The organism is Achromobacter sp. ACM02, from assembly GCF_014851605.1.
GTDB classification, from domain to species: Bacteria; Pseudomonadota; Gammaproteobacteria; order Burkholderiales; family Burkholderiaceae_B; genus Achromobacter; species Achromobacter aegrifaciens.
This window is the reverse complement of the sequence record NZ_JACUZY010000004.1, coordinates 636,070-651,067: the sequence shown is the minus strand read 5'-3', so window position 1 is coordinate 651,067 and position 14,998 is coordinate 636,070. Positions and strand designations below refer to the sequence as shown.

General features: G+C 65.7%; 15 protein-coding genes and 1 tRNA gene. 6 read left to right on the top strand and 10 right to left on the bottom strand.

All coding sequences use genetic code 11. The annotated features are described in order from the left end of the window. Nucleotides 1-7: 7 nt before the first annotated feature. The 6 genes from IB258_RS15490 to IB258_RS15465 are packed head-to-tail and all read right to left on the bottom strand — an operon-like array spanning nt 8 to nt 4,956. A complete protein-coding gene (locus IB258_RS15490; RefSeq protein ID WP_054452136.1) occupies nt 8-427 on the bottom strand; it encodes an Lrp/AsnC family transcriptional regulator in 420 nt (139 codons plus the stop codon). Between the two features lie 14 nt (nt 428-441). Then, nucleotides 442-1,182, bottom strand: a complete 741-nt coding sequence (locus IB258_RS15485; protein WP_192352829.1) for an arylmalonate decarboxylase — start codon at nt 1,180-1,182, stop codon at nt 442-444. Continuing rightward, on the bottom strand, nt 1,179-1,982 hold the full coding sequence (locus IB258_RS15480; protein WP_192352828.1) for an ABC transporter ATP-binding protein: 804 nt from the start codon (nt 1,980-1,982) through the stop codon (nt 1,179-1,181). Before IB258_RS15480 ends, IB258_RS15485 begins: the two co-directional genes overlap by 4 nt. A gap of 2 nt (nt 1,983-1,984) precedes the next feature. Continuing rightward, nucleotides 1,985-2,962 carry an ABC transporter substrate-binding protein gene (locus IB258_RS15475; RefSeq protein WP_192352827.1) on the bottom strand — a complete coding sequence of 326 codons (978 nt, stop codon included), beginning with the start codon at nt 2,960-2,962 and terminating at the stop codon, nt 1,985-1,987. Between the two features lie 23 nt (nt 2,963-2,985). Then, nucleotides 2,986-3,756 (bottom strand): ABC transporter permease, encoded by a 771-nt coding sequence (locus IB258_RS15470; protein WP_082400822.1) that lies wholly within the window; start codon nt 3,754-3,756, stop codon nt 2,986-2,988. A gap of 39 nt (nt 3,757-3,795) precedes the next feature. Continuing rightward, on the bottom strand, nt 3,796-4,956 hold the full coding sequence (locus IB258_RS15465) for a Xaa-Pro peptidase family protein (RefSeq protein WP_192352826.1): 1,161 nt from the start codon (nt 4,954-4,956) through the stop codon (nt 3,796-3,798). 110 nt (nt 4,957-5,066) lie between these two features. Between IB258_RS15465 and IB258_RS15460 the strand changes: the two genes are divergently transcribed. Next, a complete protein-coding gene (locus IB258_RS15460) occupies nt 5,067-5,951 on the top strand; it encodes a LysR family transcriptional regulator (RefSeq protein WP_158598560.1) in 885 nt (294 codons plus the stop codon). Between the two features lie 26 nt (nt 5,952-5,977). Here the strand turns inward: IB258_RS15460 and IB258_RS15455 are convergent. Further along, nucleotides 5,978-6,052 (bottom strand) — tRNA-Cys (locus IB258_RS15455). A gap of 82 nt (nt 6,053-6,134) precedes the next feature. Between IB258_RS15455 and IB258_RS15450 the strand changes: the two genes are divergently transcribed. Continuing rightward, nucleotides 6,135-8,399: an Orn/Lys/Arg decarboxylase N-terminal domain-containing protein gene (locus tag IB258_RS15450; protein WP_192352825.1), complete on the top strand. Its 2,265-nt coding sequence runs from the start codon at nt 6,135-6,137 to the stop codon at nt 8,397-8,399. A 95-nt stretch (nt 8,400-8,494) separates the two neighbouring features. Then, the gene (gene ptsJ, locus IB258_RS15445) at nt 8,495-9,790 is read left to right on the top strand and encodes a transcriptional regulator PtsJ (protein WP_192352824.1); all 1,296 of its coding nucleotides are present in this window, start codon (nt 8,495-8,497) and stop codon (nt 9,788-9,790) included. A gap of 12 nt (nt 9,791-9,802) precedes the next feature. On the opposite strand, the gene asd is transcribed toward ptsJ, so the two are convergent. Then, the gene (gene asd, locus IB258_RS15440; protein WP_192352823.1) at nt 9,803-10,648 is read right to left on the bottom strand and encodes an archaetidylserine decarboxylase; all 846 of its coding nucleotides are present in this window, start codon (nt 10,646-10,648) and stop codon (nt 9,803-9,805) included. Between the two features lie 121 nt (nt 10,649-10,769). Here asd and hisC point away from each other — a divergent pair, with 121 nt between their 5' ends. Next, nucleotides 10,770-11,852 (top strand): histidinol-phosphate transaminase, encoded by a 1,083-nt coding sequence (hisC, locus tag IB258_RS15435; RefSeq protein WP_054452126.1) that lies wholly within the window; start codon nt 10,770-10,772, stop codon nt 11,850-11,852. A gap of 23 nt (nt 11,853-11,875) precedes the next feature. On the opposite strand, the gene IB258_RS15430 is transcribed toward hisC, so the two are convergent. Continuing rightward, nucleotides 11,876-12,448: a redoxin domain-containing protein gene (locus tag IB258_RS15430; protein ID WP_119450406.1), complete on the bottom strand. Its 573-nt coding sequence runs from the start codon at nt 12,446-12,448 to the stop codon at nt 11,876-11,878. A 61-nt stretch (nt 12,449-12,509) separates the two neighbouring features. Next, the gene (locus tag IB258_RS15425; RefSeq protein WP_054452124.1) at nt 12,510-13,055 is read right to left on the bottom strand and encodes a carboxymuconolactone decarboxylase family protein; all 546 of its coding nucleotides are present in this window, start codon (nt 13,053-13,055) and stop codon (nt 12,510-12,512) included. A 122-nt stretch (nt 13,056-13,177) separates the two neighbouring features. On the opposite strand from IB258_RS15425, the gene IB258_RS15420 reads away from it, so the two are divergent. Both IB258_RS15420 and IB258_RS15415 read left to right on the top strand, forming a co-directional pair. Beyond that, a complete protein-coding gene (locus IB258_RS15420; protein WP_054452123.1) occupies nt 13,178-14,044 on the top strand; it encodes an AraC family transcriptional regulator in 867 nt (288 codons plus the stop codon). A gap of 107 nt (nt 14,045-14,151) precedes the next feature. Beyond that, nucleotides 14,152-14,994 (top strand): YggS family pyridoxal phosphate-dependent enzyme, encoded by an 843-nt coding sequence (locus IB258_RS15415; RefSeq protein ID WP_054452122.1) that lies wholly within the window; start codon nt 14,152-14,154, stop codon nt 14,992-14,994. The last annotated feature ends 4 nt before the right edge of the window (nt 14,995-14,998 follow it).

The following is a 14,998-nucleotide window of genomic DNA, read 5'->3' as shown; positions in this document are numbered from 1 at the left end:
GCCGGTTTCAGCGGTACGTCGCGAGCAGGATGCTGGTTTCGGTGGCCGCGATGCCCTTGATCAGGCGCACGCGTTCCAGCACCTTGGACAGATCTGCAGTGGAATCTGCGCGTATTTCGGCCAGCAAGTCCCAACGGCCGTTGGTGTCGTGCAGCTGCTCGACGCTCGGCTCGCCCAGCAGGCTGGCCAGCACGGCGCGCGTCTGGTTGCCGTCGACGGTAATGCCCATCCAGGCGCGCAGGCCGTCCTGGTCGGAGTCAGGGCGCAGCTTGAGCGTATACCCGGCGATGAGCCCGTCCTCCTCCAGCTTGCGCAGGCGGTTGGAGACCGTGCCGCGCGACACGCCGGCCTTGCTGGCCAAAACGGAAAGCGGCGTGCGCGCGTCGCGCCGCAGAATGCCGATCAGTCGGGTATCGATTTCATCCATGACGGGTCCGGATTTCAATGTTCCCGGAACAGCCGGCCATAGCCGTCCATCCGGTCGTGGATCCCCGCCAGCCGCAGGCAATGCCACATGCTGGCCTGATTGCTGCCGATCACGGGCTTGCCCAGCCTGTCTTCCAGACGTCCGAGGATGGCGGTGGAGCGCAGCGCGCCGCAGCTGATGAAGACGGCGTCGGCATCGGGCCGGTCCACGGCACAGGCGAATTCGTACAGATAGTCGGGCGAGACCCGGTTCATGGTTTCGTCGTCGGGCAGGGCCAGGCCCTGCAGCGAGACGACTTCGTGGCCGATGCTTTCGAAGTAAGTGCGCTCCAGTTCGTTGACGGCATCGTCATAGGCGGTGGCAACCGCCAGGCGGCGCGCGCCGACCGCGTCCAGCGCCTGCGTGACGCCGTCCAGCAGCGTGGCCACGGCCGCGCCGGGGCGGGCCTGCGCGAGCAGCGCTCGTACCTTGTCGTTGCCGATCACGAAGCTGCCCGCGGTGCAGTTGTAGCAGACCACGTCGATATCGCGACGCCCTGGCGCCAGGCCGTCCAGGGCCTGAAGCAGTCCGCCCTCCATACCGGCCAGGCTTTGCACGGTGCAGGCCGTTGCCATGGGCACGCGGGCAAAGCTCAGGCCCACGCCGTCGGGAGCCATGGCGTGCATTTCGCCCTCGGTCAGGCCGGCATTGGCCACGCACAGGAAAGCCAGGCGGGCCCGGGGGTAGGGGCCGGCGTCGTAGCGGACGGGATTCATTCCGTCATCCCCGCGGCGTCGAAGCACTCGCGTATGACCGTGGCCGCCTTGACGAAGTTGGGGTGCCCGACCATGGCGTAGTTGCGCGGACGCGGCAGATCGATGTCGACGGTCAGCGCCACGCGGCCCGGCCGCTTGCTCATCACCACCACGCGGTCGGACAGGAACACCGCTTCGGAGATGCTGTGGGTAATGAACATGACGGTCTTCTTGCTTTCCAGCCATACCCGTTGCAGCTCCAGGTTCATGGCTTCGCGCGTCATCGCGTCCAGGGCGCCGAAGGGTTCGTCCATCAGCAGGATGTCGGGGTCGTGGATCAGCGCGCGGCACAGCGCCACGCGTTGCTGCATGCCGCCGGACAATTGGTGCGGCAGGCATTTTTCAAAACCTTCCAGTCCGCTCAGCTGGATCAGTTCTCGCAGCCGGGCCTCATGACGCGCCGCGGGCAGTTTGCGCATCTCCAGCTGCAGCGAGATGTTCCCGACGACGTCGCGCCATGGCAGGAGCGCCGCACGCTGGAACACGATCCCCACGTTGGCGCCCGGCTCGGTCACGCGCTCGCCAAGCACGCGGATCTCGCCGGCGGTGAGCGGCGTCAGGCCGGCGACCGCCCGCATCAAGGTGCTCTTGCCGCAGCCGGAGGGGCCGAGCACGGAGAGGAACTGGCCTTCGGGTATGGCAAGGTCGATGCCGTCGACCGCGACATAGGAGCCAAAGCGCTGGACCATGCCGCGGATGTCGATCGCGGTATCGGGCGCGCCCGCTGCGGGAGCGAGCGTCAAGGCTGCGTGCTGTGCCATATCTAGTCCCTGTTGTAGTCGTTGGTGTAGAGCGTGCTGGTCGGGACCGGGCTGGCGATCTGATTCGATTGCACGAACTGGTCGACCATGGCCTGCCAGTCCTTCTCCGCAGAGACGCCGAACGGCAATCCCTTGGTGTTGGGCGTGCCGGCGGCCTGCAGCGAAAGCTGCAGCTGGCGCACCAGTTGCTCGCGATTGCGCGCCTGTTCCGGACGTTGGCGCACCAGGGCGTCGACCGAGGCGGCCGGGTCGGCCAGGGCCGCCTCGTAGGCCTTGCGCGTGGCGCGCAGGAAGCGCCGAGCCGTTTCGGGATTGGCCTCCAGCCATTTGGTATTGGCCGCCAGCCCGCCTTCCAGCGCGTTGACGCCGAAGTCGGCATAGAAAAAGTAATGCACCTTTGCGCCCTGCGCTTCCAGCGGCGGGATATGGAAGTAGGTGACGCCCGTGATGGCGTCCGCGCGGCGTTGCAGGAACAGGGCGGTCTTGGTGCCCACGGCGGGCGCGATGACATTGATCTTCTTCTGGTCCACGCCGTTCAGGGCGGCCAGCACTGGGAACATCTGAGCCGTCGACTCGGATGCGCTCATGCCCAGCACCTTGCCTTCCAGGTCCTTGGGCGCGCGCACCGGAGCGTCCGCGTGGCTGATGATGACCATGGGAGAGCGTTGGTGCACGGCGAAGACGGCCTTCAGCGGCATGCCTGCGGCGACGCCCTTGAGCATGGTGCCGTAGTCCATGAAGCCGATGGGATCGATGCCCTGCGCCACCAGTTTCGCGGTGTTGCTGGAGCCGCTGCCTTCGCCGATGCTCAGGTCTATGCCTTCGGCCTTGTAGAGGCCTTTTTCTATGCCGTAGTACAGCGGCGCGTGCGTGCCGTAGATGCTGTAGTCCAGGCGCAGGCTCAGCTTCTCCTGCGCGCCGGCCGCGCCTGCGGCCAGCAGGCAAGCCAGGGTCCAGCCAAGTCGAGTCGTGAATTTCATGATGGAGTCTCCGGAGGGCGGGGTCAGACAGAGGGCAGGGCGTCGCTGCGCACGCTGATGTGCCAGGGAATCAGGAATCGTTCGGAAAACTCGACCAGGTAGTAGAAGACCAGGCCGATGAGCATGAGCGCGACCAGCACCGCGAACAGCAACGTCGTGTCTAGGTTGGCGTTGGCGGACAGCAGCACGTAGCCCAGGCCGCTTTCGGCGCCCACCCATTCCCCCACCACTGCGCCGACCGTGGCGAAAGCAATGGCGACCTTCAGGCCGGAGAAGATCTGCGGCAACGCATACGGCAGCCGGATGCGCAGAAAGGTCCGCAGGGCGCCCGCCCGCATCGAGCGGGCCAGGTCGTTGAGGTCCGCGTCCACGGAACGCATGCCCGCCACCGTGCTGACCACGATGGGGAAGAAGGCCACCGAGAATGCGATCAGGATCTTGGGAAACAGGCCCAGGCCGAACCAGATGATGATGAGCGGCGCGACCGCTACCTTGGGAAACGCCTGCGACACCACCAGCAGCGGCATGATGGCGCGCTCCAGCGGACGCGACCACACCAGCAGGATGCCCAGCGGTATGCCGACGGCGATGCTCAGCAGGAAGCCGCCCAGCGTCTCGACGGACGTGACCCAGGAGTGATGTCCCAGGAACGCCGAGTCGGTCCACAGCCGTTCGAGCACGCTTAGCGGCGGCGGCAACAGGTAGGCTGGCAGGCCGAACAGCGGTATCGCGAAATGCCACAGAAGCAGCACTCCCATGACCGCGATGGTTGGATACATCCAGTTCTTCAACACGGCAATTCCCCTTGTATGTTGTTGGAGCCGGTCTTGTTGTCAGACGTCGATTTCGATCAGCTCGCGCGGATAGCGGGTGAGCACTTCGCAGCCGTCCTCGGAGACGGCCACGCTTTCGCTGGCCATGAAGCCGCCTTCGGGCATGAAGAGGGAAGGCACCAGGTGAAAGGTCATGCCGGGCTCAAGCACCGTGGGGTCGTCCGGACGCAGCGCGAGGAAGCGGCCCTCGGCCCAGTTGGGCGGAAAGCCGATGCCTATGCCGTAGGCCGTGCGGTGATCGAAGTAATGCCCCAGCCCGGCCCGTTCGAAGACCGCGCGGCAGGCCAGGTCCACCTGGGCGGAGGTGACGCCGGGGCGGATGGCGTCGATGGCGGCGTCCAGCGCGGCGATGACGGTGCTGGCCAGGAAGCGCTGCCGCTCGGTGGCGCGCCCGACCACGCAATTGCGCGAGATCATGGCGTGATAGCGGTTGATGTTGGCCGCGGCCTCCAGGAACACCAGGTCGCCCCGCTTGAGCTCCCGGCGCTGCCAGGTGGTGAAGCAGACGCCGCTGGCGCGCCCCACGGCCACCAGCGGCACGCGGGTGTATTCGCTGCCGGCCTTGGTGGCGCCGTGCAGCATGGCGGCGGCAAGATCGTTTTCGGTGGCGCCGACTGCGATCGCGCGCACTGCGGCGTCGATGCCGGCGACCGCCGCGTGCGCGGCCTGGCGCATGAAGCCCAGCTGCGCCGGGGTCTTGATCTTGCGCGCCTCTTCCATCGGGCCTTGCCAGTCGGCCAGCCGTGGGCTCAGGCGGGCTTGCAGCTGCTTGTAGGCGGCCACGCTGAGGTAGCCAGAAGCCGTTTCCAGGCCAATGCGGCCGCTGGGCAGGATGTCCTTCAGGTAGCTCGCCAATACATCGACCGGGTCGCTGATGTCATCGATGGCGACAAAGCGTGCGATGTTGCGGTTGCCGGTCGCCACGGCGTGGTTGACCTGGCGCGAGACCATGGCGATGCCGCCGTCGGGCGAGACCACCAGGCACTGGAAGGTGAAGTAGCCAATGGAACGGTAGCCGGTCAGCCAGTAGATATTCTCGGGGTCGAACAGGATGGCGGCTGACAGGCCCTGAGCCTGGATGTCCTGTGCCAGCAGCGAGAGGTTCGCGGCATAGGTTTCCGGGCCGAACGGCAATTCCATGGTTGCGTAGTTTTCCGACACGATGGGTCCTGGATGAAAGTCGAGCGTTCATCCTAGGAACAATCTGCATAACTGCCTAATACCAATAATTGCCATCCCTATAGCTAAATAGTTATAGTCGGCGCATGAACGTGCGAGAGATAGAAATCTTCAGGGCGGTGATGCGCGAAGGCTCGGTGTCCCGGGCGGCGCAGGTGCTGCTGATTTCACAGCCTGCCGCCAGCAAGTACATCGCCCAGCTGGAGCGCCGCGTGGGCGTGGCGCTGTTCGTGCGCAAGGGCGGGCGTCTGTTGCCCACGCCCGAAGGCAGGGCGCTTTATGGCCAGGTCGACCGGCTGTTCTCCGGCCTTTCGCAACTGGATAGCTTCATCAAGGACCTGGGCAGCGAAAAGCAAGGCCACCTGACCGTCGCGTCCTTGCCCTTGCTGTCCTTGACCGTCATGCCGGACGTGCTGGCCAGTTTCATGGCGGACCGGCCCAACATCTCCGTGGCTTTGCAGACGCGCAGTTCGGCGCGCATCGTCGAATGGGTGGCGGCGCGCCAGGTGGATATGGGGGTGTGCTTCTACGGGGGGCAGCATCCGGGCGTGGTAGCCGAGCCGCTGGTGAGCCTGCAGCTATATTGCGCCATTCCTCCCGGCGACCCGCTGGAAAAGTTCGACACCATCCGTGTGGAACAACTGGCCGGCCGCGACCTCATCATCTACGACAACCTGGACCACACCCGCTTCTGGCTGGAAGCGCTGCTGGAGCAGCAGAAGGTCTACGCGCGGCGTCGCGTGCAGGTGTTCTGGACCTCGGTGGCGATGGAACTGGTGATGCGCGGCGTGGGCATCGCGCTGGTAGACCGGCTGACCGCCGCGCGCATCCCGGGCGGGCTGGATCAGCTGCGGCCGCTGGAGCCGGGCGCCTCGTTCGATCTCAGCCTGGTATGGCCAGAGCATTGGCCGTCGTCGGTCATCGCGCTTTCATTCGCTGACGCGTTGCGCGAGCATCTGCGCGACCACGCAACCTAGCGCACCGCGCCCGCGGCCAGGAAAACTGGAGGCGCGGGCTGGAATCGAACCAACCTTCGCGGATTTGCAATCCTGCTGCATAGCCACTCTGCCACCGCGCCGTTTATTTTGTCCTAGGACATATATAATTATGTTCGAGTACAAACTAAAACGCAAGCGGCAACCCATAGACAGAGGACAGCAATGCAGTTCCAGTTTCCCATCGTCATCATCGACGAGGACTTCCGCTCGGAAAACACGTCCGGCCTGAGCATCCGGGTATTGGCCGAGGCCATCAAGGCCGAAGGCTTCGATGTGCTGGGAACGACCAGCTACGGCGATCTCAGCCTGTTCGCGCAGCAGCAAAGCCGCGCCAGCGCCTTTATCCTGTCCATCGACGACGAGGAACTCGCGCACGGCGAGGGCGTCGCGCCCGCGCTGCTGGCATTGCGGGAATTCATCAGTGAAGTTCGGCGGCGCAATGCCGACGTGCCGATCTATGTGTACGGCGAAACCAAGACCGCGCGGCACATTCCGAACGACATCCTGCGCGAACTCCAGGGTGTTATCCATATGTACGAGGACACGCCCGAATTCGTGGCGCGACACTTGATCCGCGAGGCCCGGGCCTATCTGGAGGGCGTCAAGCCGCCGTTCCTGAAGGCTTTGCTGGACTACGCCGAGGACGGATCCTATTCCTGGCACTGCCCGGGCCATTCGGGCGGCGTGGCGTTCCTGAAGAGTCCCGTGGGTCAGATGTTTCATCAGTTCTTCGGCGAGAACATGTTGCGCGCGGACGTCTGCAACGCTGTGGAGGAACTGGGGCAGCTGCTGGATCACAACGGCGCCATCGGCGCGAGCGAGCGCAACGCCGCGCGCATTTTCAATGCGGACCACTGCTATTTCGTGACGAACGGGACCAGTACCAGCAACAAGATCGTGTGGCACCACATGGTGGCGCCGGGCGATGTGGTGCTGGTGGACCGCAACTGCCACAAGTCCATCCTGCACAGCATCGTCATGACGGGAGCGATACCCGTCTTTCTACGCCCGACACGCAACCATTTCGGCATCATCGGCCCGATTCCGCGCAGCGAGTTCGATATCCAGGCCATCCGGGAGAAGATCCGCGCCCATCCGCTGCTCAAGCACCTGGACGCTGACGAGGTCCGCCCGCGGGTGATGGCGCTGACGCAGTCGACCTACGACGGCATCATCTACCAGACCGAGGAGATCAAGACGGCCCTGGACGGCTACGTGGACGCCTTGCACTTTGACGAGGCCTGGATGCCGCACGCGGTGTTCCACCCGTTCTATGGCGCCTACCACTGCATGGGCAAGCAGCGCGCGCGGCCCAGGGAATCGCTGGTTTTCTCTACGCAATCGACGCACAAGCTGCTGGCCGGAATCAGCCAGGCCAGCCACGTGCTGGCGCAAGACTCCATGACGCGGCGGCTGGATCGGCATCTCTTCAACGAAGCCTATCTGATGCACACCAGTACCAGTCCCCAGTACGCCATCATCGCCAGCTGCGACGTGGCCGCGGCCATGATGGAGCCGCCCGGCGGCACGGTGCTGGTGGAGGAGAGCATCGCCGAGGCCCTGGACTTCCGGCGCGCGATGAAGGAGGTCGGCACGCATTTCGCCGATGGCGACTGGTGGTTCAAGGTCTGGGGACCGGAGACGCTGGCGCCGGAGGGCATAGGCTCGCCCGAGGACTGGATCATCCGGGGCGGCGACGGCGAGTCGTCCTGGCACGGATTCGGGGCGCTGGCGGACGGTTTCAACATGCTGGATCCGATCAAGTCCACCATCGTGACGCCAGGGCTGGATCTGGACGGCAACTTCGCGGACAGCGGAATTCCGGCCTCCATCGTCACCAAGTTCCTGGCGGAGCATGGCGTGATCGTGGAGAAGACCGGGCTGTACAGCTTCTTCATCATGTTCACGATAGGGATCACCAAGGGCCGCTGGAGTTCGCTCTTGACCGCGTTGCAGCAGTTCAAGGACGACTACGAACGCAACCAGCCCATGTGGCGGATCCTGCCGGAGTTCTGCCGCAAGCATCCTCGCTACGAGAACATGGGCTTGCGCGACCTGTGCCAGCATGTCCATGCGACCTATGCCAGGCATGACATCGCCCGGCTGACCACGGACATGTACCTGACTGACGTCACCCCCGCGATGAAGCCCTGCGATGCCTATGCCTGCATCGCCCAACGCCGCACCGAGAGGGTGGAGATCGACCATCTGGAAGGCCGCGTCACCACCAGCCTGATCACGCCCTATCCCCCGGGCATACCGTTGCTGGTCCCGGGCGAGGCGTTCAACCGGACCATCGTCGATTACCTGAAGTTCTCGCGCGAGCTGAACCGCGAGTGTCCCGGGTTCGGCACGGACATCCATGGCTTCGTGGAGCTGCGCGACGCGGACGGAAACCTGCGCTACTACGTGGATTGCGTGCGGTAAGCCCGCTTTATGCGGACTGGGAATCCATGTCAAACTTACGCCGGGAGTCGGCGCGGCCGCTGCCCATGCCAGGAACGGAATTGTCTTAGGACGCTATGAAAATACAAGGAAAGACCGCCGCTGAGATCTTCGATTGCGTGCGCGGGCTGGCTCAGTCGGGCCAGTTGCCGCCGGGCCAGGCGTTGCCGCCGGTGCGCGATCTGGCGGTCGAACTGGATATCAACCGCAATACGGTCGCCGCCGCCTATAAGCGCTTGGTGACGGCCGGCATCGCGCTGACCCAGGGTCGCCTGGGCACCATCATCCGCGACCAGTCCGGACCGGGCGAACAGGAAGGCGCGCTATCGGACTCGCCATTGGCCGATCTGGCCAGCGGTAATCCCAATCCGGCCTGGCTGCCGGATCTGAGCGCGGCCCTCGCGATCCGGCCCTATCAGCCGCGGCTCTACGGCGAACCCACGGTCAACGCGGGGCTGGAAAGCTATGCCCGCGCCTGGTTCGCGCGGGACTGCCCGGCGCCTTTCGAGATCAACCTCACCCACGGGGCTGTGGACGCCATCGAACGGCTGCTCAGCTCGCACCTGGTGGCTGGGGATAAGGTGGCGGTCGAGAATCCCTGCTTCCTGAGCAGCATCAACATGCTGCGCATCGCCGGCCTGCAGGCGCTGGGCGTACCGGTCGACGCCGAAGGCATGCAGGCGGCGGCCCTGGAAGCGGCACTGGCCAAGGGCGCGCAGGCCGTGATCCTGACGCCGCGCGCCCACAACCCCACGGGCTGCAGCCTGAGCGAAAAGCGGGCGAAGGCGCTGGCGCGGGTGCTGGCCAAGTATCCCCATGCCATGGTCATCGTGGACGATCACTACGCCTTGCTGTCAGGAAAGGAATACCACTCGGTGCTGCCTTCGGGCATCCAGCGGTGGGCGCTGGTGCGCTCGTTCTCCAAGACGCTGGGCCCCGACGTGCGCCTGGCCATGGTGGCCAGCGATGCCGCGACGTCGCGCCAGCTTCGTTTGCGGCTGGCTTCCGGCACCAGCTGGGTCAGCCATCTGTTGCAGGACATGGTCGAGGTCACGCTGGGCCGGCCCGAGGTGGCCAAGCAGATGGCCCAGGCCCGCAAGGACTACGCCCAGCGGCGCAAGGCCTTGGAAGGCGCCTTGTCCGAGCAAGGCGTGCCATACGCCGCGGACGGCGACGGCCTGAACCTGTGGGTACCGCTGGATTCCGACGACCAGGCGGTCGCGCTGGCCCTGGCCCATCGCGGCTGGTTGGTGCGCCATGGAGATGCCTTCGGGGTCCAGGAGCCGGTCAGGGGCCTGCGCATCACCGTCTCTGCGATCGAACCCGGGCAGTGCCGCAAGCTGGCGCGGGATATCCGGGAAAGCATGGTCTAGCCACGGCCGGCGTCAACGCCGGTCGGCCATGGCTTGTCCCAATCTGACGGCGCGCCCTGTCTTCCAGCCGGGATGGAATCGCCAGGCGTTGCCCGGCATCAGCAACACCACGGTCGACCCCAACTGGAAATGTCCCATTTCGGCGCCTTGCGGCAAGCGCAAGGGGGCCTGGCCGCCGTAGTCCCATTGCTGGATACGCCGGCCCCGCGGCGCCACCTGGCCATGCCAGGCCGTGGCTATGCTGCCAACGATGGCGGCGCCTACCAGCACCATGGCGTAGACGCCATGGAGAGGATGCTCGAACCAGCAGACCAGCCGCTCATTGCGCGCCAGCAGGCCATCCATGTGCTGCACGATCTCCGGCCGGACGGAATACAGAGTCCCCGGCACATGGCGCATGCCCAGCAGGCGTCCCTCGCAGGGCATGTGCACCCGATGGTAATCGCGCGGACTGAGATAGATCGTGGTGAACCAGCCGCCTTCCAATGCGCGCGCCAGGTCCGCATCGGCCAGCAGTGCGGCCGCGCTGTATCGGCGCTGCTTGGCCTGGATCAATTGCCCCAGGCTGATGCGGCCGAACTGGCTGACGGTGCCGTCCGCGGGGCTGGTCCAGTCCGCATCGGCCAGCTTGCGCGCGCCCGGGCGCAGCGCGCGCGCGAAGAAGGCATTGAAGCTGGCATAGGCCTTCGGGTCGGCGTGCAGCGCTTCGTTCAGATCGATGCCGTACCACTTGGCGTAGCCGCGTATCAGCGGCTGGGCTACCCATGGCTGGCGGCATGAGGCCAGCCGGCCGGCGCAACGCGTCAGCCAGCGCTTGGACGCGATGCGTTGGACAAACAGGGAAAGAGAGGTCGACATGAAACTCGCGGCTGTGCGTGATGACGGATATTGTCCTGAATCATAGTGTAGTATGGCATAGGACAAAATCCACAGTAAGAATCCCGTCGATCGCTTACCGAGAGGCCGCAGCCGCAACAACATGGTTTCCCTACATAGCCCGCGCGTTGAAACCCTGTCGCCCTATGTGCCTGGAGAGCAGGCTCCCGGCAATGGATGGATCAAGCTCAACACCAACGAGAATCCCTATCCGCCGTCCCCCGCCGCGATAGCAGCCATCGCCGCTGCGGCTGCTGACGGTCTGGAGCGTTATCCGGACCCGCAGGCCGGGCATTTGCGCGAGGTCATCGCGCAGTATCACGGGGTGCCGGTAGCGCAGGTCTTTGCTGGCAACGGCTCCGACGAAGTGCTGGCGCTGGCGTTCTGCGCGTTCTTCCAGCACGGCGTCCAACCCTTGCTGATGGCGGATGTGACCTACGGCTTTTATGAGGTGTATTGCCGCCTGTTCGGCATACGCTGCGCGCAGATCTCCGTGGACGAGCGCTTGAGGCTGGACCTGGACGGATTCGCGGCGCTGGGCGCCGCGGATGCGGGCATAGCCGGCATCGTGATCGCCAACCCGAACGCGCCCACGGGAGAGTGCCTGCCGCTGGACCGCGTGCAGCGGCTGCTGGAGATCCAGCCTCGCCGGCTGGTGCTGGTGGACGAGGCCTACGTGGACTTCGGCGGGCGCTCCGCCATTGCGTTGGTCGAGCAGTATCCGAACCTGCTAGTGGTCCAGACGCTATCGAAGTCCAGGGCGTTGGCCGGCCTGCGCGTGGGGTTTGCAATCGGGCAGACGTCGTTGATCGCCACGCTGGAGCGGGTGAAGAACAGCTTCAACTCCTATCCGCTCGGGCGACTGGCCCAGGCAGGCGCTGCAGCGGCCTTTCAGGACCGCGCCTATTTCGAGGAGACGCGGCAGGCCATCATCGGCACCCGTACCTTGCTCTGCGCGCATTTGCGCCTGATGGGCTTTGACGTCTTACCGTCACAGGCGAACTTCCTGTTTGTCCGTCATCCGCGCTTCGACGCGCGCTTGCTCGCCGCCGGCCTGCGAGACGCGAAAATACTGGTGCGCCATTTCGCGCGGCCACGCGTGGAGCAATACCTGCGCATTTCCGTGGGCACCGAGGAGCAGGCGGCCTGCCTGGTGCGCGCGCTGCGCGCCCTGGTTCAGCCATAGCGGCATCGGAGGACCCGCGGCGTCTAGCGCGGACGCGGCGCGGGGCAGCTTAGCGCGTCGCACTCGTCGCGGGCGGGATCATCGGATGCGGCCGCGTGTGCCGCAGGAACATCGTTCTCCGCCAGCAGCCTCCCTATGGCTGCGCCCAGGGCCAGGTCGTCGATGCTGCCAAAGTGCTGCAGGCGCACGCGTCCCTGGCGGTCCAACAAGACCAGGCTGGGCGTGCCGCGCAAACCGTAGGCTTGCATGGTCATCGGGATGGCGCCCGTCGCCGCTGGCCGGTCTATGCCGATGGGAAAACTCCACCGGTACTCGTGATTGAAGGCCCGCAGCGCGGCGGGCCCCATGACGTCGTGGTGTTCGAACACGGTGTGCAGGCCGATGACCGCGACCTCCTGGCCGCGGAACAGTCTGTGCACGCGTTCGGCCTGCGGCAGCCCATGCGACAGGCACCCGGGGCATAGCATCTGGAACGCATGCAGCAGCACGACCTTGCCGCGCAGGGCGGCGAGTTCGATGGGACCGTCCGCATTCAGCCATTCGTCCGCCAGCAAGGGCGGGGGCAGTGCGTCGGCCAGGGTGTCGGATCGGGACATCTGAATGCTCCTCTGATGCGGCAGGCGGGGCGATGACGCCCCGCCTGCCGCTGTGGTCGTGCTATGCGGCGCGGCGCAGCTTCACGGCCGGGAAATCCACCGGCACGGCAAACGCCACGTTGACGTAGTTGGTGAACAGGTTGAGCGCGACGTGCGCCAGGATCTCGACGATCTCCTGGTCGCTGTAGCCAGCCGCGCGTACGGCCTGCACGTCGGCTTCGCCCACTTGCCCGCGCGCTTCCACCAGCTTGAGCGCAAAGCGCAGCGCCGCAGCTGTCTTGGGATCGGCGGCGTCGCCGCCTTGCGCGGCCGCCATTTCTTCGGCGCTGGCGCCTGCCTTGCGGCCCAGGGCCGTGTGGGCCGCAAGGCAGTATTCGCAAGCGTTGCGGTCGGCCACCGCCACCGCGATCTGTTCGCCCAGCTTGGCGGGAATGACCCCGCCGCCCAGCGCGCCGAAGGCGCCCCACATGCTCTGCAGCGCAGCCGGCGAATTGGCCACGGCCTTGAACATGTTCGGTGTTGCGCCAAAGGCGCCGTGGATCTGCGTGAGCAGCGCCTTGCGGTCCGCGCTGGCGCTGCTGGCATCGATAAGAGGAACTCGGGACATGTCGGTAACTCCTGGAAATGAAAAAAAGGCCGCCGATATCGAACGGGCTGGAGGAATCGTACGTAGAATGTCTGGACGTAAGGTGTTGTTTAATCCATAAAAATTGTCATTTCGTCCAAGATATGAGCAATCCTCTTCCCATTCAGGTTGACCGGCTGTCGGCGCTGCTGGACCGTTTCCGGGTGCGCGCCACGCTGTTCCACACGGGGGCGCTATGCGGCACCCAGGCTTTCGAAGCCGTGCCTGGGCGCGGCTTCCTGCACGTGTTGCGCCGGGGCGAAATGGAAGTGCGGCATCGCCCGGGCGAGACCGCCACGCCGCGCCTGCGCCTGGCCGAGCCGACCCTGCTGTTCTACCCGCGCGCCGTGCATCACGAATTCGTGAACCCGCCGCGGGACGGCTCGGATTTCACCTGCGCGGCGTTGGATTTCGATGGCGGCGAACGCAATCCCATCGTCCAGTCGCTGCCGTCCGTGGTGCGGATCCCGCTGGACGCGGTCGAAGGCTTGCGGCCGGCGCTGGACCTGCTGTTCGCCGAGGCGGATCAGGTGCGCTGCGGTTCACGCCTGTTGGCCGACCGCCTGTTCGAGGTGGTCTTGATCCAGCTGCTCAGGTGGATACTCGACCATCCGGAGGAAGTGGGTGTGACCAGCGGTCTGGTGATGGGCCTGTCCGATCCGCGTCTGGCCAGGGCGTTGGTGGCGCTGCACCGCTCGCCGTATGAAGACTGGTCGCTTGCCCGGATGGCGGCGATGGCGGGCATGTCGCGCAGCGCCTTTGCAGCGGCCTTCAAGGATGCCACCGGCGCCACGCCCGCGGCCTACCTGACCGATTGGCGCTTGAGCCTGGCGGCGTCCATGATGCGGTCCGGCCGCGCGGTCAAGCTGGTGGCGGCGGAGCTGGGATTTGCCAGCGCCTCGTCCTTGTCCAAAGCGTTCCGGCAGCGGATGGGTGTTTCGCCGCGCGAGTGGCTGGCGGCCAACGCGTAGCATCGGCCGCCTGCGCGCCGGCGTGATAATATTGACCTATGACAAAACTTCAGACGGCATAAGCGTAATGGAAAGCGCCCGCCGTTGTTCCTCCGCGAGGTTCAGGCATGAGCGAGCAAGACCCAGGGCAAGACAAGGGCACCCAGACACAGCATGACCAGCATGGCCGCTGGCCGCAGGCGCAGTCGGTCGAAGACTTCCGCCACAACCTGGCCACGGTCAACGGACGCATCGCCGATGCCGCGCGCCGCGCCGGGCGCGATCCGGCCACGGTGCGCCTGCTGCCCGTGAGCAAGACGGTGGAGGAAGCGCGCATCCGGCTGGCCTACGAGGCTGGCTGCCGCTACCTGGGCGAGAACAAGCTGCAGGAAGTTTCGAGGAAATGGGAAGCCATGGCCGACCTGACCGATCTGCGATGGTCGGTCATCGGCCACCTGCAGACCAACAAGGCCAAGCTCGTGGCCCGCTATGCGGCCGAGTTCCAGGCGCTCGACAGCCTGCGGGTCGCTGAGGCGCTGGACCGCCGGCTGCAAGCGGAAGGGCGCCAGCTGGACGTTTTCGTGCAGGTCAACACCTCGGGCGAAGCCAGCAAGTATGGGCTGCAGCCGGACGAGACGGCGGCCTTTCTGCGCGAATTGCCCGCGTTTTCGGGACTGCGGGTGCGCGGTCTGATGACCCTGGCGCTGTTTTCGGCCGAAGCCGCGCGCGTGCGCGAGTGCTTCGTGCTGTTGCGCACGCTGCGCGACCAATTGCGCCAGGACGCGCCCGCGGGCATCGGCCTGGATGATTTGTCCATGGGCATGTCGGGCGACTACGAGATCGCCATCGAGGAAGGGGCCACCGTGGTCCGCGTCGGTCAAGCCATCTTCGGCGCGCGCAACACGCCGGATTCCTACTACTGGCCGACCGACAACGGCGCGGAATCGCGCGCGTCCGGCTCTCAGGAGTAGCGCG

Coding starts and splice junctions, on each gene's coding strand:
- IB258_RS15490 (WP_054452136.1), bottom strand. CDS start 427: ATGGATGAAATCGATACCCGACTGATCGGCATTCTGCGGCGCGACGCG.
- IB258_RS15485 (WP_192352829.1), bottom strand. CDS start 1,182: ATGAATCCCGTCCGCTACGACGCCGGCCCCTACCCCCGGGCCCGCCTG.
- IB258_RS15480 (WP_192352828.1), bottom strand. CDS start 1,982: ATGGCACAGCACGCAGCCTTGACGCTCGCTCCCGCAGCGGGCGCGCCC.
- IB258_RS15475 (WP_192352827.1), bottom strand. CDS start 2,962: ATGAAATTCACGACTCGACTTGGCTGGACCCTGGCTTGCCTGCTGGCC.
- IB258_RS15450 (WP_192352825.1), top strand. CDS start 6,135: ATGCAGTTCCAGTTTCCCATCGTCATCATCGACGAGGACTTCCGCTCG.
- ptsJ (WP_192352824.1), top strand. CDS start 8,495: ATGAAAATACAAGGAAAGACCGCCGCTGAGATCTTCGATTGCGTGCGC.
- asd (WP_192352823.1), bottom strand. CDS start 10,648: ATGTCGACCTCTCTTTCCCTGTTTGTCCAACGCATCGCGTCCAAGCGC.
- hisC (WP_054452126.1), top strand. CDS start 10,770: ATGGTTTCCCTACATAGCCCGCGCGTTGAAACCCTGTCGCCCTATGTG.
- IB258_RS15430 (WP_119450406.1), bottom strand. CDS start 12,448: ATGTCCCGATCCGACACCCTGGCCGACGCACTGCCCCCGCCCTTGCTG.
- IB258_RS15425 (WP_054452124.1), bottom strand. CDS start 13,055: ATGTCCCGAGTTCCTCTTATCGATGCCAGCAGCGCCAGCGCGGACCGC.
- IB258_RS15420 (WP_054452123.1), top strand. CDS start 13,178: ATGAGCAATCCTCTTCCCATTCAGGTTGACCGGCTGTCGGCGCTGCTG.
- IB258_RS15415 (WP_054452122.1), top strand. CDS start 14,152: ATGAGCGAGCAAGACCCAGGGCAAGACAAGGGCACCCAGACACAGCAT.